General features: G+C 70.3%; 21 protein-coding genes and 2 pseudogenes. 6 read left to right on the top strand and 17 right to left on the bottom strand.

The window, feature by feature from the left end; all coding sequences use genetic code 11:
• Positions 1-107: 107 nt before the first annotated feature.
• Together ACZ6TD_RS38545 and ACZ6TD_RS38540 are read right to left on the bottom strand one after the other, a co-directional pair.
• Complete coding sequence (locus ACZ6TD_RS38545) at positions 108-1,706, bottom strand: FAD-dependent oxidoreductase (protein WP_471345553.1); 1,599 nt, start codon at positions 1,704-1,706, stop codon at positions 108-110.
• A 212-nt stretch (positions 1,707-1,918) separates the two neighbouring features.
• Positions 1,919-2,944 carry a LacI family DNA-binding transcriptional regulator gene (locus tag ACZ6TD_RS38540; RefSeq protein ID WP_471358425.1) on the bottom strand — a complete coding sequence of 342 codons (1,026 nt, stop codon included), beginning with the start codon at positions 2,942-2,944 and terminating at the stop codon, positions 1,919-1,921.
• Between the two features lie 770 nt (positions 2,945-3,714).
• Here ACZ6TD_RS38540 and ACZ6TD_RS38535 point away from each other — a divergent pair.
• The 5 genes from ACZ6TD_RS38535 (at position 3,715) to ACZ6TD_RS38515 (ending at position 9,303) form a co-directional block, all read left to right on the top strand.
• Positions 3,715-6,198 (top strand): ABC transporter ATP-binding protein/permease, encoded by a 2,484-nt coding sequence (locus ACZ6TD_RS38535; RefSeq protein ID WP_471345550.1) that lies wholly within the window; start codon positions 3,715-3,717, stop codon positions 6,196-6,198.
• Between the two features lie 104 nt (positions 6,199-6,302).
• On the top strand, positions 6,303-7,046 hold the full coding sequence (locus ACZ6TD_RS38530) for an SDR family oxidoreductase (RefSeq protein WP_471345548.1): 744 nt from the start codon (positions 6,303-6,305) through the stop codon (positions 7,044-7,046).
• A 137-nt stretch (positions 7,047-7,183) separates the two neighbouring features.
• A complete protein-coding gene (locus ACZ6TD_RS38525) occupies positions 7,184-7,627 on the top strand; it encodes a GlcG/HbpS family heme-binding protein (RefSeq protein WP_471345546.1) in 444 nt (147 codons plus the stop codon).
• Positions 7,628-7,655: 28 nt separating this feature from the next.
• A complete protein-coding gene (locus ACZ6TD_RS38520; RefSeq protein ID WP_471345544.1) occupies positions 7,656-8,411 on the top strand; it encodes an SDR family NAD(P)-dependent oxidoreductase in 756 nt (251 codons plus the stop codon).
• 205 nt (positions 8,412-8,616) lie between these two features.
• A complete protein-coding gene (locus ACZ6TD_RS38515; protein WP_471345542.1) occupies positions 8,617-9,303 on the top strand; it encodes a GntR family transcriptional regulator in 687 nt (228 codons plus the stop codon).
• 251 nt (positions 9,304-9,554) lie between these two features.
• On the opposite strand, the pseudogene ACZ6TD_RS38510 reads toward ACZ6TD_RS38515, so the two are convergent.
• From ACZ6TD_RS38510 to ACZ6TD_RS38470, 9 genes and pseudogenes are all read right to left on the bottom strand, one after another.
• Positions 9,555-9,764 (bottom strand): annotated as a pseudogene (locus ACZ6TD_RS38510) (TetR/AcrR family transcriptional regulator C-terminal domain-containing protein); the annotation flags it as partial.
• A 108-nt stretch (positions 9,765-9,872) separates the two neighbouring features.
• A complete protein-coding gene (locus tag ACZ6TD_RS38505; protein ID WP_471345540.1) occupies positions 9,873-10,091 on the bottom strand; it encodes an EF-hand domain-containing protein in 219 nt (72 codons plus the stop codon).
• Between the two features lie 194 nt (positions 10,092-10,285).
• Positions 10,286-10,411: a hypothetical protein gene (locus ACZ6TD_RS38500; RefSeq protein WP_471345537.1), complete on the bottom strand. Its 126-nt coding sequence runs from the start codon at positions 10,409-10,411 to the stop codon at positions 10,286-10,288.
• Between the two features lie 109 nt (positions 10,412-10,520).
• Positions 10,521-10,844: a phytase gene (locus ACZ6TD_RS38495; protein ID WP_471345535.1), complete on the bottom strand. Its 324-nt coding sequence runs from the start codon at positions 10,842-10,844 to the stop codon at positions 10,521-10,523.
• Positions 10,845-11,019: 175 nt separating this feature from the next.
• Positions 11,020-11,313: pseudogene (locus tag ACZ6TD_RS38490) on the bottom strand (phytase); the annotation flags it as partial.
• A 45-nt stretch (positions 11,314-11,358) separates the two neighbouring features.
• Complete coding sequence (locus ACZ6TD_RS38485) at positions 11,359-13,560, bottom strand: S8 family serine peptidase (protein ID WP_471345532.1); 2,202 nt, start codon at positions 13,558-13,560, stop codon at positions 11,359-11,361.
• Between the two features lie 28 nt (positions 13,561-13,588).
• Entirely contained in the window at positions 13,589-14,689 is a 1,101-nt protein-coding gene (locus tag ACZ6TD_RS38480; RefSeq protein WP_471345530.1) for a M48 family metalloprotease, read from the bottom strand.
• Positions 14,679-15,722 (bottom strand): hypothetical protein, encoded by a 1,044-nt coding sequence (locus ACZ6TD_RS38475; RefSeq protein WP_471345528.1) that lies wholly within the window; start codon positions 15,720-15,722, stop codon positions 14,679-14,681. The genes ACZ6TD_RS38480 and ACZ6TD_RS38475 overlap by 11 nt, the downstream gene beginning before the upstream one ends.
• Before the next feature lie 89 nt (positions 15,723-15,811).
• Positions 15,812-17,401 carry a protein kinase domain-containing protein gene (locus tag ACZ6TD_RS38470; protein WP_471345527.1) on the bottom strand — a complete coding sequence of 530 codons (1,590 nt, stop codon included), beginning with the start codon at positions 17,399-17,401 and terminating at the stop codon, positions 15,812-15,814.
• Between the two features lie 325 nt (positions 17,402-17,726).
• Here ACZ6TD_RS38470 and ACZ6TD_RS38465 point away from each other — a divergent pair, with 325 nt between their 5' ends.
• Positions 17,727-18,806 carry a methyltransferase gene (locus ACZ6TD_RS38465; RefSeq protein WP_471345525.1) on the top strand — a complete coding sequence of 360 codons (1,080 nt, stop codon included), beginning with the start codon at positions 17,727-17,729 and terminating at the stop codon, positions 18,804-18,806.
• Here the strand turns inward: ACZ6TD_RS38465 and ACZ6TD_RS38460 are convergent.
• From ACZ6TD_RS38460 to ACZ6TD_RS38435, 6 genes are all read right to left on the bottom strand, one after another.
• Entirely contained in the window at positions 18,796-19,413 is a 618-nt protein-coding gene (locus ACZ6TD_RS38460) for a TetR/AcrR family transcriptional regulator (RefSeq protein ID WP_471345523.1), read from the bottom strand. The two genes, ACZ6TD_RS38465 and ACZ6TD_RS38460, sit on opposite strands and share 11 nt — an antisense overlap.
• Before the next feature lie 77 nt (positions 19,414-19,490).
• Positions 19,491-20,120: a hypothetical protein gene (locus ACZ6TD_RS38455; protein WP_471345522.1), complete on the bottom strand. Its 630-nt coding sequence runs from the start codon at positions 20,118-20,120 to the stop codon at positions 19,491-19,493.
• A gap of 154 nt (positions 20,121-20,274) precedes the next feature.
• On the bottom strand, positions 20,275-20,589 hold the full coding sequence (locus tag ACZ6TD_RS38450) for a DUF4387 domain-containing protein (RefSeq protein WP_471345521.1): 315 nt from the start codon (positions 20,587-20,589) through the stop codon (positions 20,275-20,277).
• 4 nt (positions 20,590-20,593) lie between these two features.
• Positions 20,594-21,955 carry an acyclic terpene utilization AtuA family protein gene (locus tag ACZ6TD_RS38445; protein WP_471345518.1) on the bottom strand — a complete coding sequence of 454 codons (1,362 nt, stop codon included), beginning with the start codon at positions 21,953-21,955 and terminating at the stop codon, positions 20,594-20,596.
• Positions 21,956-22,001: 46 nt separating this feature from the next.
• Positions 22,002-23,291, bottom strand: a complete 1,290-nt coding sequence (locus ACZ6TD_RS38440) for an MFS transporter (RefSeq protein WP_471345515.1) — start codon at positions 23,289-23,291, stop codon at positions 22,002-22,004.
• A 96-nt stretch (positions 23,292-23,387) separates the two neighbouring features.
• Entirely contained in the window at positions 23,388-24,104 is a 717-nt protein-coding gene (locus ACZ6TD_RS38435) for a GntR family transcriptional regulator (protein ID WP_471345513.1), read from the bottom strand.
• Positions 24,105-24,185: the final 81 nt, after the last annotated feature.

Below are 24,185 nucleotides of genomic sequence, written 5' to 3'. Positions count from 1 at the left end.
CTTGTGCGTTGACATGGGTGGGGTCGAAGACGTGGGGGCTCGAAGGGAGTGGGGGCGGGCGGTGAGGCGGGGCCGGTGAGCCGGGGCCGGTGACGCGGCGGGCCGGATCAGTAACCGCGGACGTCGGGCCAGCGGCGTTGCACGCCCGAGCGGTCCAGGAGGCGGCCGAACTCCTCGAACCGCTTGTCCTCGGCCTGCACCTGGTGCGGTTCGACCCCCTCGTCCAGGCAGTGGGCGGCGAGGGCGCCGGCGACCTCGCCGACGTTCCACTCGACCGGGTGCAGCCGGTAGCAGCCGTTGGTGATGTGGGTGGTGCCGATGTTCTTGCCGGCGGGCAGCAGGTTCCGCACCCGGCGCGGCACCAGCGCGCCGAGCGGGATCTCGAACGGCACGGAACCGACGTCGATGTACGTGTCCCCGCCCGTGGAGGGGTGCAGGTCGATGCGGTAGCCGCCGACCCCGACCGAGTCGCGGTACTGGGTCGTGCCGTACGGCCCGACGACGTCGATGGCGACGTCCTGCTCGACCACGGTCGTCACCGCCTTGATGCGCCGCGACTCGCGCACGTAGGCGGCCTTGGCCAGACCGTCCGCGGTGCCGGTGACGTCCGGACGGATGCGCAGCCCCGGGAAACCGGTGCCGCCGTCCGCGCGCGGCGCCTCGGTCTGCAGCCAGTACAGCACCGACAGCGACAACTGGCGGGCCTCGCGCAGGGCTTCGGCCTCCTGCCCGATGTACGGCTTGAGCCAGTAGTCGTTGAGTGGCCAGTTGACGAGGGTGATGTCGGAGCCGAAGGCGCCCGGCCGGTGCAGTCCGCGAGCGAGGATCCGGCGGAACTGCCACAGTTCCTTGTCCCCGGCGTCGGCGCTCTGGTCGGCGCTGACCGCCAGCGGGTCGAGGTCGGGGTTGGGCACGAAGGTGCGGGCCACGGGCTCCAGGGTGCGCGGGTCGGGCGCCTCGAAGCCGAGCAGCGGGCCCGGCCAGAAGTCGGGCCGGTACGAGCGCCAGAAGTCGTAGTCCTCGGGCCGGTCCACGGTGTGGTCCTCGCCCTCGTGGTGCGAGAGCGCGAAGCACACGGTGATGCCCTGCTGGTTGCCGGGCTGCGCCTCGGCGGGGGCGTGCGGCTCGCCGAACTCGTCCCTGGCCTCGGCCCCGCCTGCGTGCTCCACCCCGGCGAGCGCCAGCAGTTCGCCGGTCTCGGTGGCGTCGACGACGTACCGGGCGGTGAACGTGGTCCGTCCGCCGCCGCGCAGGTCGCGCACGGTCACCGCGCGGACCGTGTCGCCGTCGGTCTCGGCGGCCTCGGCGCGGTGCTCGGTCAGGACGGTCAGCAGACCGGCGGCCCGGTACGGGGCGAGCATGCCCTCCAGGACGGCGAGCGCCACCCGCGGCTCGTGGCACAGCTTGCTGACCCGGCCGGCCCCCGGGTTCAACCGCGCGAGCCCCAGCGCCTCGGCGCGCAGCGGGTACCACCGGCGGTAGTACTCGCGGATGCTCTCGCGCAGGGCGCGGTAGGTCGCCGTCACGCCGAACTGCTCCACCCAGGGATGCTCGTCCGGCGGCACCGCCTGCGCGGTGAGCTGACCGCCGATCCAGTCCGTCTCCTCGGTCATCACGACGCGCCGGCCGGCCCGGCAGGCGGCGAGCGCGGCGGCGACACCGCCGAGGCCGCCACCGACGATCAGGATGTCCGGTTCCGCTGTCACAGTGCTCCTCGTGGTGGGGGTGGTGCTTGGGGCGTCAGGGGGTGGTGGTCGAACCGCTCGGGGGCCCGGAGGCCGAGAGGCCGGGGCGGGCGAGAGCCGGGGCGGGCGAGAGCCGGGGCGGGCGAGAGCCGGGGCGGGCGAGAGGCTGGGGCAGGGCCGCGAGGACTCGCGGGAAGGCGGGGAGGGTCTCGGAAGGCCGCCGGGACCGGCGGTCACGGCCGACGGCCGGGTGGCCCCGCCGTCGCGCCGGTCCGGAACTCGCAGGCCACCAGCGGCTCGTGCACCTGCTCACCGGCGACCAGGGCGGCGAGGAGCCGTACGGCGGCCGCGCCGAGCTGATGCCGGGGCACGTCGAACCCCATGGGCACGGGCGCCGCGGCCAGGTCCGGCGGCGGACTGCCGAGCAGGCCGAGCGAGACGTCCCCGGGGCAGCTGAGCCCCGCCTCCCGGACGGCGGCGTCCAGCGCACGCCAGGCCGCGCCGGTGTCCGTCTCCTCCGCCACGAACGCCGTCACCCCGTCCGCGACCAGCGCGCGCATCCGCTCCGCCGTCACCTCGCGCACCGGGTCGGCGCAGCGCAGCACCGCCGCCGGGCCGGTCTCGGCACCGGCCTCCTCGAGCCCCTCCAGGAAGCCGCGCTCGCGGTCCGTGGACGCCGGGGCGTCGTCGTCCTCGCGCACCAGGACGATGCGCCGGTGCCCCAGCGCCGCCAGGTGCTCCACGACGGCGCGGCTGGCACTGAGGTAGTCGGCGCCGACCCAGGCCAGCCCCTCCAGTTCCTCACGACGGCCCAGGTGGACCACCGGGAAGCCGCCGGCCACGAGCCGCTTCAGCTCCGCGCGCGGCACATGGCGGCCGAGGAAGAGGCAGCCGTCGGCCAGCCGCACCCGGCTCAGCGCGTCCGGCCCCGCCGCGCCCGCCCCGCCGCTGCTCGACCCGGTGAAGAGCACCAGGTCGAAGCCGCGGGCCGCCGCCTCCTGCTCCACACCGACGAGGAACGGGTAGTACGAGTGCTGCACGTCCGTCGGGAACGTGGCGGTGAAGCTGAAGACGCCGAGGAGGTTGTTGCGGGCGGCGGCCAGCCGCCGCGCCGCCGGGTCGTGCGTGTAGCCGAGGCTGCGGGCGGCGTCGAGGACGCGCTGCCGCGTCTCCTCGGAGATCGTCGCCGCCTTGCCGTCCGTACGCGCCGACAGCACCAGCGAGACGGTGGCCTGGGAGACCCCGGCGAGCTGCGCCACCTCGGCCTGCCGCGGCCGGGAGGTGCGGCCCGCGGAGCCCGTGTTGCGGCCCGGCTTCGCCCGCTTCCTCGCATGCTCCACGCTTGCGTCCTTCTCGTCGAGTGAGCTGGTTATGCGCATTACCTATGCGCATAACCAGCACCCTGCAGGCCGGGTGCGGAGCGGGTCAAGCCCTGTGCGTCAGGTTTTCGCACCGGTTCGAGGACCCGCATCGGCGGCTGTGCGGTGGACACGTGAAGACGGCGTCGGATGCGCCGGTGGATGTGCTGTCCTCGGCCAGGGCGCACCGTACTGCCGGCGGCGCGGTATGCGGTCGGGATCCCGGCTCCGCGCCATGACGCGCAACCTCCGCATGTCCCGCGCCCTCTTCTCTACCGGCCATGACCGTACGCGCCGACGTGCCCCGGTCCGGGCCGCACACCGGCTGAGCGACTCCGGTTCCCGACTCCGACTCCGACCCTGACCCCGACTCCGACGCCACGAGGACACACCGCAGTGATGCCCGACGAACACTTCGACCGCATCGCCGACGACCTCATCGATCGTCCGCGCGCGGCCCGTCGCGTACGCCGGGAAACGCACCGCTCGGTTTCCGGGGAATCGGCTCACCGTGTGCCGGCGAAACCGCACCTGTGCGGCGCGCGCCGCGGACCGTATGACGCTCATCCGCACCCGGGACGTCCGGGCGCACGCCGGAACCGCGAAACCGTCCGAGCCGTCGTCTGCCTCGTGCGGACGGCCTCGGTGCACACGACCGACTTGGGGCAGACGTGCCGGAACTTGTACTGCATGCCAATGGACGCACCTGGACCCTGGACGCGACCCGGAGCTACACCATCGGGCGCGACCAGCAGGCCGACATCTCGTGCATCGACCGCCGCGTCTCCCGGCGGCACCTGGTGATCCGTTGCGACGGCGGGACGTGGGTCATCGAAGATCTCGGCAGCGCTAACGGCACGTTCGCCGAAGGGCGTCGTATCCAGCGGATGGAGATCGGCCACGGTTCGATCGTCCGGCTGGGAAACGTCTCCACCGGCATGCGGCTGGACTTCACCGGAGTATTCACCGGAGTCCTCACCGGAGCCTCGGCGGCGGTGAGTGACGATCAGCTGCGTGCCGACGCCCGGACAGTCGCGGGGCTGCCCCAGGGCGAGGCCCGCGCCGAGGCCCGGGACACCCACCGGCCCGACGGACCCACGGCCGGTCCCCGCGGGGCCGCCGCGGCTCTTTCCGTCGACCGGGAGCCCTCGGGCGTCCACCCAATCATCCAGGGGCAACGGCTGCGCATCGGTCGCGCGCAGGACAACGAACTCGTGGTGGAGGGCCCGTATGTCTCCCGCCACCACGCGGAGTTCCGGCCCCTGCCCGGTGGCCGTTTCGAAATCGTCGACCTCGGAAGTCACAACGGCACCTATGTCAACGGGCAGCCCGTGGACCGCCGGATCATCGGCCCGTACGACATCGTCGGTGTCGGCCACTCCACCTTCCGTCTCGCCGGAGACCGGCTGGAGGAGTTCGTCGACACCGGTGAGGTCTTCTTCGCCGCCCGCAACCTGACAGTGACCGTCGGGCACGGCAAGACCATCCTGGACGACGTCTCCTTCGGTGTCCCCGAGAAGTCGCTGGTCGCGGTGATCGGGCCGTCGGGGTCCGGGAAGTCCACCCTTCTGCGCGCGCTCACCGGCTACCGGCCCGCCGACCGTGGTCAGGTGCTCTACGACCACCGCGATCTCTACGCCCAGTTCGCCGAGTTGCGCCGCCGTATCGGCCTCGTCCCGCAGGATGACATCCTGCACAAGGAGCTGACCGTCGACACCGCCCTGAAATACGCCGCCAGGCTCCGCTTCCCCGGCGACACCAAGGCGGCCGAGCGCGAGGCCCGTATCGACGAGGTGCTCCAGGGGCTCAGGCTCGACGTCCACCGGCTCAAGAAGGTCGCCTCGCTCTCCGGCGGTCAGCGCAAGCGGGTCTCCGTCGCCCTGGAACTGCTGACCAAGCCCTCCCTGCTCTTCCTCGACGAGCCCACCTCCGGCCTGGACCCGGGCCTGGACCGTGATGTCATGAAGTTGCTGCGGGAGCTCGCCGACGACGGCCGCACCGTGCTGGTGGTGACGCACTCGGTCGCCGAACTGTCCCTGTGTGACCGGGTGTTGGTCATGGCGCCCGACGGCTCCGTGGCGTACTTCGGCCCCCCGGGCGAGGCCCTGGACTACTTCGGTCACGACAGCTGGGCCGATGTCTTCTCCGCCTTCGAGAACCATCGCGACGACGACTGGGGCGGGCGCTGGCGGGCTTCCCGGCAGTACCACCGGTGCGTCGCGGAGATCGACGCGGCCGTACCGCCGCAGCAGCCGGGCACCCCTGCGACGCAGCCGCCCGCACGAACTCTGCGGCCCAAACCACAGGGCTGGACCGGTCAGTTGTGGACCCTGATGCGCCGCTATGTGTCGGTCATCGCCTCCGACAAGGGCTTCATGGCCCTGATGCTGCTGCTCCCGGCCGTGCTGGGCGGAGTGAGCTGTCTGATCCCGGCGACCTACGGACTCGCCCCGCCACCGCCCAACAGCCGTTTCCGCTACAACCAGGAGTCCGGGACCATTCTGCTGGTGCTGGTCGTCGGCATGTGCTTCTCCGGCGCGGCCAACTCCGTACGTGAATTGATCAAAGAACGGGTGATCTACGAACGGGAGAGAGCCACGGGGCTGTCCCGATCCGCGTACCTGATGTCGAAAGTGATCGTCCTCGGTCTGATCACCACGATGCAGGGTGTGGTCATCTGCGCGATCGGCTTCTCCGTCCGCCAACTGCCCGCCCAGGGGCTGCTCATGCCCACGGCCGTCGAGGTCTGCGTGGTCATCAGCGCGCTGGGCTTCACCACCATGATGTTCGGCCTGGTCATCTCCGCGCTGGTGAGGACCCCGGAAAAGACCATGCCGCTGCTCGTGATGTTCGCCGTCGTCCAGGTCGTCTTCACCGGGGTCCTCTTCAAGCTGTTCGACTCACCGGGCATCGAACAGATCGGCTGGCTGATGCCCGCCCGCTGGGCCGTAGCCGGCGCCGGGACCACACTCGACCTCGCGCACACCATGCCGCCCTGGAACCTCGACAAACCGGACGACCTCGACCCGCTGTGGGCCCACACCGTCACCCAGTGGGGCATCGACCTCGGTGTGCTCCTGGCGATCGGACTGATCTGCGGCTTCGCGGTGGCCCGCCTGCTGCGCCGACACGAACCCGAGGTCATGCGGGACTAGCCCGTTCGGGACGCCCGCGCGATAATCGAGAATCTGCTAAATTATCGATAACTTCAGGCTGTGTCGCCTGGCGAAGCCCAGCTCACCCGTGACGGAGGATCGCAATGGATCTGGGACTGAAGGGGAAGACCGCCGTTGTCGGTGGTGCGTCTTCCGGGATGGGCTTGGGCATCGCGGAGGCGTTGGCAGCGGAGGGGGCCAATGTCGTCATGGTCGCGAGGCGCAAGGAGCTGCTGGAAGCCAACGCGGCGCGGATCGGTGCCCACGCGGTCTCCGCGGACATGACGTCACCGGATGAGCCGGCGCGAGTCGTCGGCGAAGCGGTGGAGCTGTTCGGCGGACTCGACATCGTCCTGTGGAACAGTGGCGGCCCGCCTCCGAGCCCCGCTCGTGACCTGACCACGCGGCATGTGATCGAAACGGTCGATCTCGTGCTGCTGCCGCTCATTCGTCTCGTCGAAGCCAGTGTGCCGCACCTGCGGCAGAGTTCGAGCGGCCGGATCCTGGCGATAACGACTCATGGGGTCAAGGAGCCCACGCCGGGCATGGCGGCGTCGAACGCGGTCCGCCCCGGTATCCACGGATACCTGAAGACGCTCTCGACCGAGCTGGGCCCGGACGGAATCACGGTCAACATCCTGGCGCCCGGACGGATCACCACCCCTCGCCGGGACGAGGTGTTCCCGGGCGGTGTGCCGCAGCACCTGACGGACGAGATCCCCTTGGGCCGGTGGGGAACGGTCCAGGAGTTCGCCGATGTCGCGGCGTTCCTCGCTTCCCCCCGTGCCTCCTACGTGACGGGGACAACGACCTGTATCGACGGCGGTCTGACGAAGGCCGCGTTCTGAGCCCAGGACGCCGGCGGCTGGGGACTGGGGCTGGGACTGGGACTGGGGCTGGGCCACGACGCGGTACCGGGAACACGCCACCAACCCTCTCTGTGCGCACGTCCGAGTTCCACCTCACGTGATGAAGGAGTAGTTGAATGAACCTTGATCTCGGTACCGCTCTCGTGAGTGCGGCTCGCGCGGAGGCGATGTCGCTGGGCGTCCCCATGGCGATCGCCGTGGTGGACACCGGCGGTGCGCTCGTCGCCTTCGCCCGGATGGACGGAACTCCGTTCCCGCTCACCGAGGTGGCGATCGGCAAGGCGTACACGGCCGCGGCATTCGCGCGTCCGTCGGCCGAGGTCGCCGAGGCATTCGCGGGTCGGGTGCAGTTCACCACGTCGATCAGCGTGGCCACCGACGGCCGAGTGATGTTCAGCAAGGGCGGGGTTCCGGTCTTCGCCGACGGAGCGCTCATCGGCGGAATCGGTGCCAGCGGCGGCACGGGACAACAGGACCTCACCGTGGTCGAGGCCGCCGTGGCCGCGGTTCTCCCCACCGAGGTGGCCTCGCTCTCGGCCGACGCGGCCTCCTCACGCTGACTCGGCCCACCAACGATGGGGAAAGCACATGGGACAACTGGACAACAGGATCGCCCTCGTGACCGGTGCCTCCGCCGGCATCGGTCTGGCCGTCGCCCGCCTGTTCGCCGCCGAGGGAGCGACCGTCTACCTCACCGGCCGCCGCGAGGCCGAGCTGGACGCCGCCGTGGCACACGTCGGCAGCCGTGGCATCGGTATCCGGAGTGACGTGTCCAAACTCGACGATCTCGACCGGCTCTTCGCCGAGATCGGTGAGCGCAGCGGCCGCCTCGACATCGTCGTGGCCAATGCCGGTGCCGCGGACTACGGCCTGCTCGGCGAGATCACCGAAGAGGAGTACGAGCGCGCCACCTCCGTCAATCTCAAGGGCACGATCTTCACTATCCAGAAGGCGCTGCCGTTGCTGTCGGCGGGCTCCTCGGTGACGCTGCTCTCCTCGAGCGCGGTCCGGCGCGCCACCCCGGGACTCAGTGTTTACGCCGCCACCAAGGCCGCGATCCGGAGTCTGGCTCGCACGTGGGCCGCCGAGTTGGGCCGCCGCGGAATCCGGGTCAACGTCCTCACTCCCGGCCCGGTCGAGACGCCCGGCGGGGCCGCGTTGCGAGCCGCGTTCCCGCAGGGCGGTCGGTCGTCCGCGGCGGCGAAGCCCACCGCATCGAACGCGCTCGGCCGCGTCGGCCGAGTCGAGGAGGTCGCTGCCACCGCCCTCTACCTGGCGGGCGCGCAGAGTTCCTTCACCACCGGTGCGGAACTGCTGGTCGACGGCGGCGCCACCCAACTCTAGACACCGTGTCGGCGGGCGCGGTTCCGGCGAAGCGGAAGCGCGCCACCGAGGGCAGTGAAGGAGACCGGATCGGTGGCATGGTGAAGTTCGCCACCCGCATGCGCATCTCCCCGATCTCGGCGTCTGTGATCCACTCTTCGCTAGTTAGCGCTAACGCAATATAGTAACGATATTTTTTCCACGTAGCGCTTTCCTGATAGGGTTCATGGCTGTGGCGACGGAGAAGGCAACGCGGGCGGGCGCGGTGTACGCACAGATCCGCGAGGACATCTTTCAGGGGGCGCTCGAGCCCGGACAGCGGTTGCGTCTCGTCGAGCTCGCACAGCGCTTCTCGGTCAGCCAGTCCGTCATCCGCGAGGCGCTGACGCGGCTCTCCGGGCAGGGCCTCGTCGTGGCCACGCCGCAGCAGGGATTCAGCGTGGTCACGCTGTCGTTGAAGGACCTCGACGAACTCACCGAAGCACGCCGGGACATCGAGTCCCTGGTGCTGCGCCAGGCGGTCGAGCGCGGGGACCTCACCTGGGAGTCGGCGGTCGTCGCCGCCCACCACCACCTGGCCGGCACCCCCATGACGCTGCCCGGCGGAGAGGTCAACCACGACTGGCTCGCGGTGCACGAGTGCTTCCACCAGACCCTGCTCGAAGGGTGCGGCAACGACCGCTTGCTGAGCGTCGCCCTCTCCCTGCGAGACGCGGCGACGGTCTACCGCCGCTGGTCGTTCCCCATCGGCCATGACTACGACCGTGACATCGCCGGTGAGCACCAGGCTCTGGTGGACGCGGTCGTCGCACGGGACGCTGACGCCGCGTCTCGCCTTCTGGCCCAGCACATCGACCGAACGTCCGCTTCCCTGCGTGCCGTGGCCCAAAGCGAGACCGTACGCGCCGGATGACGCGCCGCCGAACCAGCATGCCTTCATCGCCCGCCTTCCGGCCTCGGTCAAGCGCCTCCTCCCCGCCCCGAACCTGTCCGAGCGCATCGACGGGCTGTGCCTGGCCAGTGGCAGTACGCCGCCACCGGCATCGGCACCGTGCGCGACCGCTCGGTCAGCCCCGAGGACTACCGTGCGCTCCTGGCGGCGCAAGCCCGCACGGCCCGTGGACACCCACCCCGACCCCGCTCACGTCGGGCACGAGCTGAGCGTCACGCCGGCGGCCGGGTGAGTTTGGCGGCCACGGCGTCGAGGACCCAGTCCAGGCCGGTCGCGAAGGATGTCTCGGCGTCCACGTCCGTGCCGTCGTACACGGCCTTGGTGAGCGCCGGGAAGCGGCCCGTGGCCAACATCCTCGCCACATGCGGGCCGGAGGCGCGCCGCCAGTCGCGCTTGGACAGGCCCGTGGCGCGCTCGGCCCGGTCACGGCGAGGCCGCCCGTCCTCGCCGGTGGCGGGGACGGGCTGCAGGTCCTCGGGCGGGATGATCTCTTCCGGGGCCGCCAAGTTCACGTACCGGCCCCGGCGGTGTCAGGCATTCATGGCCGCCCAGAACTCCTCGAAGGACATCTGGCGATCGCCGTCGGTGTCGAGCGAGTCGATGAGCTCCTGGGCCTGCGACTCGGTGATCTCCGAGCCCTCCAGCTCCGCCACGACCCTCCGGTATTCGTCCGCGGTGACCAGCCCGTCCCCGTCGACGTCATAGCGCGCGAAGACCTTCCGCGCCGCCGTCTCCACGATGTCTGCCATGTGCTCCGCCCTTCTGGGATCTTCGCTGACGGGCCCAGGTTATCCGTCCGCCCGGAGCGACCCGGGCGCCGCCCGACCCGCCTGGCTGTTGTGGGCCAAGCTCGTTCCAGGACCCATGGCCTCCACCCCGATGAGCCGGTCCAGCCGTGGCCGCTCCGGCGGCCGGCGAGGGGCGCCAGTGGGTTCGCCCGCCGTCAGCGGAAGCTGAGTCCGGTGGCGGTGGACAGGTCGCCCAGGTCCACGTACTTGTAGTTGGAGCCCTCCCGGGGCTCACCGTCGTCGCCGGTCACCGTGGGGGTGTCCGGGGCATCCTGGATCACGGCGAGCCCACGCGGTATGCCGAACCGAACGACTGGTTGACGATGTCCAGGCTGTCGGTGCCGTCGGCACCGTCGATCGCGCCCTTGCCCGCGGCGACCCGGAAGCTCTTCACGAACGGGTTGCCCTTGGCCGGGTCGCGGTCATACATCGCGAAGGGCTGTCGCCCTGGCTGGAGACGACGACATAGCCACCGCCGCCCGGCCGGTCGAGCAGCGTGATGCCCTCGACGTCCGCGGTGAGGTGGTCCCCGCCGAAGCCGGGGTCCTCGCCGGGGGCACACTCCCCGGTGGCGGGATCCTGGGTGTACGGGACACCGAAGTCCCTGACCTTGTCGATCAAGGTGGGCTCGCCGGTGAGATCGGCGCGCAACCGCCAGACACCCACGTCTTCCTGGCCGGCGTAGAGCATGCCGTTCGCGGGGTCGACCCGCATGCCCTCGAGGTAGGGCTGCTCGCCCGGGTCCTCGCACGGAGGCCAGTCCGTAGGCGGTGGCCTGCTTGTTCACCTCGTCCTGGTCGGCCGAGAAGATGTACGGGGCCGACTTCTCGGCGGTGACGTCCTTGACGGGGCCCTCCGCACGGCTGCCGTCGATGCGGTAGATGACCAGCTTGTCGCGGCCGCGGTCGGTGGCGACGGCGAGGTTGGCGCCGTCGATGACGTCCACGTTGTTGATGCGGCCCGGCTTGTCCTCGGCGCTGGGCGCCTTCGGAGCGGGGAGCGATTGGACCTCGTGTGCCGCGAGGTCGTACACCCGCAGGCCGCCGACCTTCGCGGTGCCCAGTACCAGGCTCTTGGCCGGGTCGTTGGAGCCGCGCCAGATCGCCGGGTCGTCCGCGCTGGACTCGCCGCCTCTGTTCGGGTGACACCTCCGGCACCCGGACCGCGGTGAGCCCGTCGGCACACCCCCCGCGCATCACGCTTTCCTCGCGCTTTCCCGGGTGTTCCCTCAGTGGCCGCACCCCCACGCCGGCGACGGCTCCTCCGCCAGCGTGCAGGACACGGCCACCGCGAAGTCCTGCGGCCCATGGAGGAGTTCGGAGATGGCGGTGATCTCGATCAGGTACTCGCCGCTCGCCTCGACGGCCAGCCGGACGATCTGCACGTTGTTGGCCGAGTCAGCGGTCGCGTACGCCTTCCGGCGGGCGTGGTTGCCGAGTACGCGGCCACCGGCGTGACTGACCACGAGGGCCAGGGCGTGCTGTACCCCGCGACCTGGCGGGTCTGTCCACGCGAGACAGACGTTGAGCTCGGAAGGGCCCGCACAGCGCACGGGCAGCCGCACGGACTGCCCATAGGCGCGGAGGGCTTCGCAGCGGGAGCCCGGTGACCACGTGTCGAGGAACAGGAAGTCGCCGGACAGGCTGCGTGAGAGGTCCACCAGCCCGAAACCCTGGTGAGGGTTGGGCACGGCCGGGTGCCCGGCGAGGGCGTCGCGGCCGCGGAGCCACCGCGCGCCGTTGACCAGCGTCGCCTTGAGCAGCGCGGCGCTGGGCAGATGGTCTCGCGCGCCGAACCACTCGCCGGCGAGGGCGGCTGCGCCCGCGACCAGCGGCGCGGCCATGCTGGTGCCGCCCATGACCGCGTAGTGTTCGTTCCAGTTGAGCCAGAACCCGGACTCGGGGGCGGTCGCCGAACGCGCGGAGACCACGCAGGTGCCGGGCGCCACGACATCCGGTTTTATGCGTTCCTGCTCCTGGCATGGCCCCCGGCTGCTGAACGCCGCCATGCTGGCCGGATCACCGCCGAGGAACTCCTCGGCGATGGGCACGTCCGGAAAGTGCTCGGACGACCACTGGCCCCAGGTGAGTTCTGGCGCGTTGCGCGAACTGCGGCTCGCGCCGACAGTGAGCGCGTTCTTCGCGGTGGCGGGCGCGGTCACCGAGAACAGGTCGACGTCACCGCGCGGCCCGTGCAAGGGCGCCGCCGCACTGCCGCTGTTGCCCGCCGCCACCACGACCAGCATGTCGGGATGCGTCCAGACGAACTCGTCAATCTCCAGCGAGCTCATCCGGTAGACGGAACCGGCGTCCGCACCCCAACTGTTGTTGTGGATGCGCACTCCGACGTCGTAAGCCTCCCCCAGCAGTTCGTTGAGGTCCACGGGCAGGCCGGTGAGCCGGCCGTGCTCGTCCATGATCGACTGAAGGAACAGCATCGCGCCGGGGGCGGCCCCGCGGAACGCGCCGCCGGAGGCCGAGCCGTCGCCGAGCAGCGAGGCCGCCACATGGGTGCCGTGGCCGTCCGGGTCGCTCGTGTCGTTCGGTCTGCCGCGGGCCACGACCTTGAACAGCCGGCCGGCCAGATCGGGATGCCCGCTGTCCACGCCGGTGTCGGCCACACCGAGGATCTGGCCCCGCCCGGTGAGGCCGGGCGGCTTGGTGGGGCCGCGTAGCCCGACGATCCGCTGGGAGAGGTCGTTCAGCGGCTCCGGTGGCACGTACAGGTCCAGTGCCGCGACCTCGGGACGGCGCGCCAGTTCCAGCAGCCCGGGGTCGCCGAAGCGGCAGCGGAATCGCACCTTGCGCCGCCCGGTGCCCTCCTCGGGCCAGCCTTCATCCGCGAGCCAGGCACGTACCGCGTCCAGATCCTCCCGTTCGTGCACCAGGACCTCGTACCGCACCGGAGCGGCCCCCGGGGGCGGCGGGCCACCGGGAGAAACCACGTTCGCCATATCGACCGTGTCGCCCACCCCGTACGGACGCACCTCGGCGACGAAGCGTTGCGCGCGCAGGTCGGCGGCGCGATCCTCGGGCACCCGAATCACGTAGCAGTCCGCGCCGACCCTCTCGAGCACCACCGCCCCGAGCTCGGCAAGTCTGTCCCGCCAGTCCGCCTCGGGCACGGGATCGGTTCTCAGCACGAGGATTTCGCCGTAGCCGGGCACGATCGACTTCGGCTGGGCCTCGACAGCGGGGAGCGCGAGCGAGCCCAGCATCCAGTCGCGCGCCTTCGGGGCGAGCGGTTCGTGCGCCTCCGTGCCGATCGTCCGGTGGATCACCAGGCCGTGGTCGCGCAGGATGGCGAGGTCGCCTTCCTCCGCCGTGCCACTGACCAGATCGCCACGGACGGACGCCTCGCGCAGTGCGCCCAGGATCGCCTCGCGGTCGCTGCCGCCCGAGAAGTGCCCCACCACCGACACCGTGGCCATCCCGTTCACCAGCCTCCGAAGAAGATCTTCACGATGACCTCCTGGTGCGGGCAGGCAGGTGTTCCCTCAGCAGCCGCCGGACGTTCTCGACGACATGGCCCTCCTGTTGCGAGAGCATGTGGAGATGCCCGTCGGCGAGCTGAAAGACATTGGGGCCTTCCAGCTCGGTCAGGGTGCGCCTCAACGTGGCGGCCCTTGCCTCCGACGGTGGGTGGTCGGAGACGATGTCCTCACCGATGAGTTCTGGGATCTCCGCCCGCACACGGTTCAGCAGGTGATCGATGCCGAAGAACAGGAACACCCCGGCCGCCGCGTGATCGGCGGTGAACAGCGATGAGGACGCGGAGGCCAGGCGCGAATGAACCTTCAAGGAGAGCAGCGCGCCGATCTCGTCGGCCTCGAACTCCTGGTCGTGGCTCTTGCGCAGCCATTCGTCGCCCGAGCCGCGCGGCTGGTCGAGATGACCGGCGAGGAAGTGTCCGTATTCGTGTGCTACGGCGAAGGTCTCGGCCGCCCTCGCGAGAAGCAGGCTCTCGACACCACGCCAGGTGAGGTCGACCGGCTGCTTGCCGCCGAGCCTGCTGTCATCGTGCACGATGTAGGCCGCGAGCGCGCTGCTGAGCAGCGCTTCCGCTGCGTCTCGGTGCCGTACCATCGCTTCGGTCGGCCGCTGTTCGACGATCACGCCGTCGTCGGTCAGGGTGGCTTCAAGACGGCCCGTTTCCAGCGCGCGGGCGACCTCGACGAGCAGCAGACCGAGACCTGTATTGATGAGCAGCAGGGTGCCGCTACGTACGCGGCAGGCTTGCGCGTTGAACGAGTTGTGCGGGTACTCGCCGACGTACACCGGCCCGGGCAGGGTGAACCCCATATCGGCTGTCTCACGCTCGATCGCTTGGGCGATGCCATCGAGCCTGCTCCGCCCATCGCCAGGAGTGTCCCACCGGCCCAGCGCCCCGAGATCGACGGTTTCGCCGTAGACCTCCGCCGTTTGCGCCGCCTGCTCCGCGATCCTGCCCCACGCCTCAGCTCTTTCCTCCGGGGACAGGCGTGTCAGGAGATGCTCGACGCCGTGCCTGCTGAGCAGGTTCCGGTACTCGCGTTCCAGCGCGGTGCGGTCACGACTCACCCTTGCGCCCCCGGAATAGCCGGCGCCGGCGTTCAGTGCGAAGGCCGGCCATCCTGCCTTCGGCGCGCAAGACCACATCCCGGTCGGCCGACTTCATGGCGAGCCGGTAGTGGGTGCGCGCCCGCCGATGGTCGCACTCCTGCTCCCAGTACCACCCGAGGTTGTAGGCGGCGAGGTACTTCGACTCGCCGGACGCGCTGGTGTAGGCGTAGTCCCACAGTTTCTTCGCCTCGCCGCGCCGCCCCGAGTCGTCCTCGATGGTGCCGAGGTTGAGCGCGGCATCGGGGGCGAAGGTGGGGTCCGCCAGCTCCAGCGCCAGCCGGTAGGCGGTTCGCGCGCCGGGGATGTCGCCGCGGCCACCGCACAGTACGCCGAGCTGGACTGCGGCTCCCGACCGGACGAGCACAGGAACCTCGTCGCCGCCCGCCAGCGCCTCGCGGAACGCCGCTTCGGCCTGGTCCGGCTTGCCCAGCTTCACCTGGCTGAGCCCGAGATAGAAATGGGCTCCCGCGCGGGCAACCCGGTCCTCCAGCACTTCCACGGCCCGCTCGGACCACACCTCGGAGATGGCGAAATCGCCCCGGCCGTACGCCTTCAGCGCACGATCGAGCCCGAACAGCTCGGCGAGCACCTTGCTCACCGCGGCACACACGTCCTTGCGCTTCGCGTCCGCCTCTCCGTACATTCTCGCCCGCAGGTCTTTCGAGAAACTACCGACGCTGAACTTCCGCTCATCGTTTTCCCCGTAGAAACCCAGGAAATTGCCCGGAGGCGCGTCCGCACGCGGCCCGAGCGGGCTCTGGTGACGGGCCACCTTCTCCTCGATGTCGAACATGACGACGAAAAGATCCGCACGCCGGGCACGGACGCCACACACCGGACACGGCGATGCGGCCGCTTTCGTCGTGATGGCCTCGACCTGGTCCTGAGGCGGATACATCTGGACGTGAACGCAATGGCCGCATCGGTCCGAAACGATGAACATGGCTGCCCCCCACTCGATCTGCGGCCAGTATTCCAAAAGATGCAGCATGACTCGGCGGCCTCATCCACGAATACGCGCAAGGCGCATAAGAGGACACAGATTCCGGCATCCACCGGGCCGTTCCGGTACCGGAACGGTCAGCTTTCGGTTCCCGCGGCCCAGAGCACGGTGTCGCCGGACTTGATCACAACATTTCCGTCGGCCTGGAACACGAGGACCGCTCCTTGGTGGCCATGGGTCCGTGAGGACCACAGGAACTGCCCGCCGCTGTTGTAGACGACCAGGTTGCCGTCCGCCTGGAAGCGGGCGGAGTTGCCCTCACCCTTGGTCATCGCGGCCCAGCGCGGCTTGTGATCCTGGTCGGAGACCACCAGGTTGCCGTCCTGCTGCATGGTCAGACTCCTGGCCCCGGCCACCACGGACTCTCCGGCGGCCAGCTCAAACGTGGCCCGTATGACCTTGAGTGCCGCGCTCTTGTCCTGGGGCTCCTGGCTTTTCTGGGACTCTTGGGACTGCTGGGTCTCCTGAGGCTTTTGCGTCGAGGCGGACGGTGTCTTTCCCGCGGTCGCCGAGGAGGCCGAGCCGGACGGGCGTCCCTGCGCGGACGGCGAGGACTTGGCCGAGGAACGCTGCGTACCGAAGTGGACCACGGCCACCACGGCCACCACGGCCACCACGACCGCCGCGATGGCCGTGGTCAGCAGCCAGGCGGGCGGGCGGCGCCGACCGGGCTCGGCCGGGGCGGCGAGGACGGTGTCGGACCTCACCGCCGCCCCGGCCGAATCCTGACCGGCGGGGGCCACGGTGGATTGATGTGCGAGGTCGACCATGGTGCGCGCCGAATGCTCGGCCTCGGTCAGTTTTCCGGCGAGAACCGTGGGGCATTCCTCGGGCCACCGCCCGATCCGGCCGCCCCTCTCCTCCAGCCATCCGCTCAGCTCAGCCGCCGTCGGGCGCACGGCCGGGTCCTTGGCCAGACACGCGGTGAGCAGCGGCACCAGCTCCGGGGGGACCCCTTCGAGGTCGGGTTCCTCGTGGACCACTCGGTACATCAGGGCGGCGGCGGGGATCTGTTCCCCCGCGTGCGAGAAGGGGCCGCGTCCGGTCGCGGCGTAGACCAGCACGGCGGCCAGCGAGAACACGTCGGCGGGTTCGGCGGCGACACCGCCGATGGCCTGGTCCGGTGCGAGAAATCCGGGGGAGCCCACCGGGACACCGAGGCGGGTGTGCCGGCTGTCGTCGGCGGCCCGTGCGACACCGAAGTCGATCAGCCGTGGACGGTCGCGTGCCAGCAAGATGTTCCCGGGCTTGACGTCCCGGTGCGCGAGGTCGGCCTGGTGCACGGCCCGCACGGCGCCGCACAGTTCGGCGGCGAGGGAGAGCAGCGCGGTCTGCGGCAGCGGACCGTGGGCCGTAACCCATTCGGCGAGCGACGGCGCGGGAACATACTCGGTGGCCAGCCACTGCGGGCGCCGGCCCGGGGCGCTGTAGTCCACGACCGTCACGGTCCACGGCGAACGGACGCGGTCGCTGTTGCGTATCTCGCGGGCGAACCGCTCCTCGAACCCCGGCTCGGAGCTGAGATCGTCGCGGATCGTCTTGAGTGCGAGCAGCCGACCCGAAGCCGTACGGGACAAGAACACCTGCCCCATGCCGCCCGCACCGAGCCGGCCGAGCAACGGATAGCCGCCCATGGACGTCGGGTCCGACGGCTGAAGGTTATTCATGACGACTGTTCCCCGGAAGTGTGCATCAGCGCTCGAAAGGCGCTGGGCCTTGGCGTGCCTGCTGGTGAGCAGGGTGGTCCGCGTTCGCAAGTATGCCGGACGGGTTCGCCCTTCGCCCTTCTTTCCAGCTCATTGGCCAACCAGGTCACAGCCTCGCCACAGCGGCCTGACCACGACACCGGTAGGCGGCGCCGCCGGCCTCCAGTCCGTCCCAACGCCCGTGCTCCCCGCACACGTTGACGACTGGCGATCGCTAACGCGATGGTGCGATACGATTTCGCGGTAGCCGTATTACCGCGAATTTCTACACCTTCTGGAGAGGCCCATGCCCCCCGCGCCCACTCCCCCGCAGGCCGACGCGGCGACGGCCCCGGCCACGACGGCATCCGAGACGTCCGCGTCCGAGCGGTCCATGGAGATGCTGCGGATGCTGTCCGGTTTCCAGCAGTCCCAGGCGCTGTACGCGCTGGCCAAGCTCGGTGTGGCCACGGCGCTGCACGGCGGTCCGATGACGGTCGGGGAGTTGGCGAAGACCACGGAGACGGACGCCGAGGCGCTGGGGCGGCTGCTGCACATTCTCTCCGGCATCGGGGTGGTGACCCATCACGGTGAGGACGCCTTCGCGCTCACCCCGCTCGGCTCCACGCTGGTGGCGGATGTGCCCGGTTCGGTGCGCGACATGGCGATCATGTGGATGGAGACGCACTACGCGCCCTTCTCCGAGCTGCTCACCACCGTCCGTACGGGCATCCCGGCGGCCACGGCGCACTTCGGGCAGTCCTTCGCGGAGTGGCTGGGCGGCCACCCGGAGCACCTGCCCGTGATGGCGTCGGCGATGGCCAACCTGACGTACGGTCCCAAGGACGCCGTACTGGCCGGGTACCGGCTCCCGCCTGGCGAGCTGGTAGCCGACATCGGCGGCGCCGACGGCTCCGTGCTGGCCCGGCTGCTGGCCGACGAACCCGGTCGACGCGGCATCGTCTTCGACATGGAGCACGTGGTGTCCACCGCCCCCGCGCGGCTGGCCGGCCAGGGGATGGCCGACCGCATCGAGGTACAGGCCGGTGACTTCTTCGAGAGCGTGCCGGCCGCGGACGTCTACCTGCTGTCCACCGTGCTGCACGACTGGGACGACGTGTCGTGTGCGCGCATCCTGGGCCGGATCGCGGAGGCGGCGCCCCACGGCGCCCGGCTGGTGGTGGTGGAGACGGTGCTCTCGGAGGGCGATGAGCCGCATCCGAGCAAGCTGCTCGACTTGACCATGCTCGGCATGGTGTCGGGCCACGAGCGCCGGGAGACGGAGTTCGCGGCGCTGTTCGCCGGTGCCGGGTTCACCCTCGACCGGCGCGTCCCAGGGCCTGTGGACAGCCCGTTCGCCATCTTGGAGGCCACGCTCACCCGGTAAGCAGGGCGGACACGGTCCGGTTCCGCAGCCACCGCTCGGCGGTGTCCCAGTCCCAGCCGTTCTCCCGCACCAGCACGCGCCAGGACGACAGACCGAGGTAGTACCAGAGCACATCCGTGGCGCCCGGTACGTCGAGCCCCTCCCGCAGGGCGCCCAGCGCGGCGATCCGGTCGGCGGTGGTCCGCAGCGCGTCACGGAATCGCTCCTGGGCGAAGCGCAGCAGTTCGGCGGCGTACGCGTCGACCGAGGCCGCGTCGAGGAGGATCTCGACGACATCCGCGTGTTTCTCGCTGTCGCGGCGGATGCCCTCGACGGCGTACACGACGACGTCGCGGGCGTCGTCGGCCGCCGCGATCCGCGCCAGGGTTTGTTCGGCGATGGGGTCCTCGACGCCCACGGTGACCAGGTCGCGCAGAATCTGCGGCTTGCCGCCGGTGCTGGTGTAGACGGTGTTGGTGCCCACCCGGGCCGCGGCGGCGATCCGGGTGACCGTGGTGGCCACGTAGCCGTGAGTGGCGAAGAGCTCCTTGGCGGCTTCCAGAATCGACTGCCGGGTCGCGGCAGCGGCCTCCGCGCGGCGGGGCGAGTGGTAGCGGCGACCTGGCATGTGCCGACCGTAGCAAGGGCGCAGGTGGGGAGCCCAGCCGTGGCGCGGGCGGCGGGCCGACCGCGGCTACCGTGACGTCAGCCGACGGAGAGACCCAGATTGGTCACGTACCAGCGGCCTTCCACGACGCCGGCCTCGATCCTGACACCGACCTCGTCCTCCTTCACTCCGGTGGAGTGCGACAGGACGATGGCCTTCAACGTCTGACCGTCCACGGTGATCTGCTCACCGTCGACCGTCGCCTTCTTGCCGGTGACCGGGACCTCGGCGACCTTCACCGTCGGGTGATTCTTCGGCTGGTCGGGTGCGAACGAGGCGTGCAGGCGGTGGATTTGCTTCTCCATCTGTTGTGCCTCCGGCCCCTTGCCTCCGCACATCGCCTCAGTGCCGGGCTTCGCGGGAGACCCGTCGGTGGCCGGTGTCGCCATGACCGAGCATGCCTCCTTGGGACGGTCCTCGACGACCGCGGTCACCCACGTGGCCACCGTCCCCTGCACCGTGGACTGATCACCGGACCGCCCCTTCGGGGACGGGGTGGTTCCGGCGGTCGAGGCCGAGCCCTTCGCGTCCTTCGCGTCCTTCGCGTCCTTCGTCTTCGTCGAGTCCGCCGAACACCCCGCGAGGACCGGCACCGCGGCCATGACACACATGCTGACGATCCAGCCGACAGCATTCTTCTTCGACCTGGCCATTCCCACTTCGCTCACGCTTCCTCAATAGTTCTCATCGGCAAAGAAGCCCAGGAAATCCTTCATGTCCATCATCTCCTGGCCGAATATGCGACCGACCGCGACACTGTACCGGTCAGCCTGCACCCTCTTGTCCGGCATCCCCGGAACGAATTGCGGGGCTTTCCCCAGGTCATGCCGGGGTGACGTCCATGTCCATGAGCGGGGCGTACTGCTGGCCGGCGTAGCAGTCGGTGTCGTGCGGACCGCCCTGGACGGTCGGGCGTGGCAGGGAGACCTTCACCGCGAGGGCCAGGGGGTGGTTGACGACGAGGACCTGGTCGGGGTCGGCGCCGTAAAGGGCGGCGAAGAGGCTCTTGTTGAGGAAGCCGGTGGCGACGAGGGCGTCGTAGGCGGCCTGGTCATGGCACATGAAGTCGAGGGTGAGGGTGAAGGGGCCGGCGTTCTTGGAGCGGACCAGGGAGCAGTAGTCGAGAAGGGTGGTCACGGGGTTACAGCTCCTCGGTGACGGTGCGGAACAGCTCGGTCGGGGTGACGCCGGTGGCGACGTGGTTGAGGGTGAAGCGGTACAGGGCTCCGCGGTCCATCTCGGGCGGGGAATAGGGATAGGCGAGGGTGGAGACCAGGCCGTCGTACTCGGCGATGGGCAGGTGGCTGCTGGCGTGGGCGACGAATGTGGCGATGGCGTGGGCGGTCTCCTGGTCGGGTGCGGTGACGGTGATCAGGACGCCGAGTTCGCGCGGGGTGAGCGGATCGGGTTCGCTGCCGGTGAGGACGGCTCCGGCGCCGTAGAGGCGGTAGTCGATGTCGATGTCGGCGGGGTCGACCCGGCCGTTGAAGACGTCGAGGATCTTGTCGTGGAAGTACTGCTTGGCCATCGGCAGGAGCTTGGGGAGGGCGTCGATGACGACGCGGTCGCGCACGCCGCCGATGATGACGGTCTGGTAGCCGACGAGTTCGGCGCCTTCGAGCTTGTTGGTGTAGCCGTCGGCCGGGATGTAGCGGGCGCCGCGGACGCGGACGGTCCGCTCGTCGACCGCCTCGTAGGTCGCCCCGGTGGTGTCCAGCACGCCTGAGGGTTCGGCGACGTGATACGGGTCGGCGTTCTCGTACAGGGTGTGCGCGGCGACCGACCGGGGGGTCAGGCGGCTTTCCGCGGCCAGCGTGGTGACGTCGAAGTGGTCGTCCCGCAGCGTGACGAGCAGAGCGTTGGCGGACGGCGGGATGGCGCAGGCGGCGCCGCACTCGACGGTCTTGGCCATGTGCCAGGTCAGGCCCGGGTCGGCACCTCGCATATGAGGCAGTGCCGCGAACAGGGCGGTGTCGCTGGCGCGGCCGGCGAGGACGACGTCGCAGCCGTCGCGGAGGGCTTCCTGGATTGGCTCGACGCCCATCATCGCGACGGTGTGGCTGCGTTCGAACAGCTCCCGGTCGATCTCCGGCGCGTTCGCCAGGGGCCGGATCCGGCCCGCGTCGTAGAGGTCCTGGAGGCGCTGGACGGGCTGGTCGGAGTAGATCAGGCCGAGCTTGAAGCGCAGGCACTCCTCGGCGGCGAGGGAGCGGACGAGGGAGCCGACCCAGTCGACTCCCGCATCGCGGCCGGAGGTGCCGCAGGAGCCGATGATCAGCGGCACGCCGAGCTGGTCACGTGCTCTCAGGAGCAGCCGCAGGTCGCGGGTGACCGCCTGGGCGGACAGCTTCGGAGTGCCCGAACCGAGGGCGGCGGGGCCGGAATCGGTGGAGCCGGCGTCGCAGGCGATCACGTCCGGGCGGGCGGCGAGGCCGCGCGCGAGCGCGTCGGCGTCGAACCCGGCACCGAGCGCGCCGGTGGGGGCCAGGATGCGGAGTTCCATGAGGGTGGTGCCTTTCATCGGACCGGGGGGCGGACGTCGTGAGGCATCAGGCGGTGGCGCCGTCAGGGGCGTGTCGGGCCAGGCGGGTGAAGACGAGGAAGGTGACGCCCGCGAAGGCGGCGCCGTTCAGGAACATGCAGCGCCAACCGGTCAGGTCGACCGCGGTGCCGAGAATGGCCGGGCCCAGCGCCATGCCGGACGCGGACGCGATGGTGTAGAGGGCGGTGTACGTGGCCAGCACCTTCTGCGTCGGCGCGAGGTTCCACAGCGCGACCAGCGCGTTGACCGCGAACGACGCGTACCCGAGGGAGGAGAGCACCATCGCCACGACCGTGCCCGGGACGGTGGGGACGGTGAACCCGACGAGGACTCCGACGATGAACAGGACGACGCCGTACCGCACCGCGCGCAGTTGGCCGAGCCGGTTCGAGGCGTAGGCGATCGGCAGCACAGCCATCAGGAACGCGACCGCGCCCGGGAGAGCGAGGCCCCCGGCCTCACCGCGCGTCAGACCGAGAACCTGCGTGCCGTACGGGGTCATCAGCGAGCGCAGCGCCGACCACATGCCGGCGAAGCAGAAGATGCCGAGCATCAGCAGCGGCGTCGGGCTGGACGGGGAACGCAGCGCGTCCTTCAGCACCGCCCACGGAGAGCCGAACTCCCGTCCCTCGTCTGCCGATTCCGCCTCGGGCAGAAGGGAGTCGGTGTGGCGGCGGCCGAGGAAGACCCAGGACAGACCGAGCACGATCAGCATCAGCAGCGGGGGGATCGCGAAGGCGAGACGAAGGGACCGGTCGACGACGAGGAGGCTGATCAGAGAGGAGACGACGATGGTCAGACCGACGCCGCCCTTGATGAAGCCCTGGGCCTTGCCGCGGCTGGACGGCGCGACATAGTCCGAGATCAGCGTCTCGGTGACGCCTTTGAACGCGTTGGCGATCGCGGCGAAGCCGACCACGCACACCATCAGCGTCGGCAGATTCGTCGCCCAGGGAATGAGGATGAACGGCACGGTGGCAAGCACGGCGCCGATGAGGACGATCGGCCACCGGCCGGTACGGCGGCGGGCGAGCCGGTCGGAGAAGAACCCGACGGACGGCTGGGTGAGAATGCCCCAGGAATGGTCCAGGCCCATGATCAGCCCGATGACGCCCGCGGAGCTGAAGTAGTGCCGCAACTGCTCGGGGACCTGCGCGTCGTAGAAGTTCCAGACCGCTTCCTGAGCGAACACGGCGAGGGTCACCCAGAGCACCGCACGGCGGTTCATGCGCTCGCCCACTGCCAGGCGGGGCACCGTCGTGGCCGTGTCGGAGACGGGCGGGGATTCGAGCGTCATGAGGTCGCGGCTCCTGTGCTACATGCTATAGCAAGTGGGGGGAAGGTCAGCCCGCCTCACGCATCCGTACTCCGGGGCGGGCAAGCGGATCGAAGGTCAACCGCCGGACAACTGGACGAGAGCGGCGCGGTGGTGCCGCGCGGCAAGCGCCTCGGCGCGATCCTCGTCCCGTTCGAGCAGAGCGTCCAGGAGCTCGCGGTGCTCGTGGTAGCGGGCACGGAACGCCTCGGCGCGCTCGGGTACGCGTCTCATGGTGAGGTCGAGCCGTTCCTCTTCGCTGAACGCCCGGGCCTGACCCAGCAGACCCTCCAGAACGGGATTGCCCACGCACGCCTCGACCTGACGGTGAAAGAGGCGCAGCTTGTGGAAGACGGCGGTGAGCCGGTCGGTCACATCGGCTTCCATGCCCTGCTCGGCGACGGTCTCCTCGATACCGGCGACGATCTGGTCGGTCCGGCCGAGCAGCGAGACCAGGCCGGTGAGCTGCTCCGCGGTGGCGTTGCGGGCAGCGAGGCGTGCCATGAGGGCGGACAGGCGGACCTCGGCCTCGACGATCTCGGAGCGGACCGCCGAGGAGTGCTCGGCGATGCGCAGGGCACGCGGGCCCACCCTTTCGACGACCTTCTCGTGCACCAACTGCCGCAGCGCCTCACGGACGGGGGTGGGGCTCACGCCCAGGCGGGCGGCGAGATCGCGTTCGGTGATCTTCTCGCCCGGCCGCAGGACGCCCTCCCGGATCGCGGCCCGAAGCCGCCGGTATGCCTGGTCGGCCAGCGACGTGGTCTCCACGGGACCCAGGGCGTCAGTGCTCATGCCAGCGACAGTACGGCCTGCTATAGCAAATAGTCAATGGACCCCGGAGTAACCCGGGCCACTGCGGGCCTCGGGGTCGAG

The organism is Streptomyces yongxingensis, from assembly GCF_055597465.1.
This window is presented reverse-complemented; position numbering and strand designations above follow the sequence as displayed.

Excerpts from the sequence above, each read along its gene's own strand:
- ACZ6TD_RS38520 (WP_471345544.1), top strand. The coding sequence starts at position 7,656 with ATGGGACAACTGGACAACAGGATCGCCCTCGTGACCGGTGCCTCCGCC.
- ACZ6TD_RS38465 (WP_471345525.1), top strand. The coding sequence starts at position 17,727 with ATGCCCCCCGCGCCCACTCCCCCGCAGGCCGACGCGGCGACGGCCCCG.
- ACZ6TD_RS38435 (WP_471345513.1), bottom strand. The coding sequence starts at position 24,104 with ATGAGCACTGACGCCCTGGGTCCCGTGGAGACCACGTCGCTGGCCGAC.
- ACZ6TD_RS38515 (WP_471345542.1), top strand. The coding sequence starts at position 8,617 with ATGGCTGTGGCGACGGAGAAGGCAACGCGGGCGGGCGCGGTGTACGCA.
- ACZ6TD_RS38475 (WP_471345528.1), bottom strand. The coding sequence starts at position 15,722 with ATGCTGCATCTTTTGGAATACTGGCCGCAGATCGAGTGGGGGGCAGCC.
- ACZ6TD_RS38460 (WP_471345523.1), bottom strand. The coding sequence starts at position 19,413 with ATGCCAGGTCGCCGCTACCACTCGCCCCGCCGCGCGGAGGCCGCTGCC.
- ACZ6TD_RS38485 (WP_471345532.1), bottom strand. The coding sequence starts at position 13,560 with ATGGCCACGGTGTCGGTGGTGGGGCACTTCTCGGGCGGCAGCGACCGC.
- ACZ6TD_RS38495 (WP_471345535.1), bottom strand. The coding sequence starts at position 10,844 with ATGCGGGTCGACCCCGCGAACGGCATGCTCTACGCCGGCCAGGAAGAC.
- ACZ6TD_RS38445 (WP_471345518.1), bottom strand. The coding sequence starts at position 21,955 with ATGGAACTCCGCATCCTGGCCCCCACCGGCGCGCTCGGTGCCGGGTTC.
- ACZ6TD_RS38505 (WP_471345540.1), bottom strand. The coding sequence starts at position 10,091 with ATGGCAGACATCGTGGAGACGGCGGCGCGGAAGGTCTTCGCGCGCTAT.
- ACZ6TD_RS38525 (WP_471345546.1), top strand. The coding sequence starts at position 7,184 with ATGAACCTTGATCTCGGTACCGCTCTCGTGAGTGCGGCTCGCGCGGAG.
- ACZ6TD_RS38530 (WP_471345548.1), top strand. The coding sequence starts at position 6,303 with ATGGATCTGGGACTGAAGGGGAAGACCGCCGTTGTCGGTGGTGCGTCT.
- ACZ6TD_RS38470 (WP_471345527.1), bottom strand. The coding sequence starts at position 17,401 with ATGAATAACCTTCAGCCGTCGGACCCGACGTCCATGGGCGGCTATCCG.
- ACZ6TD_RS38440 (WP_471345515.1), bottom strand. The coding sequence starts at position 23,291 with ATGACGCTCGAATCCCCGCCCGTCTCCGACACGGCCACGACGGTGCCC.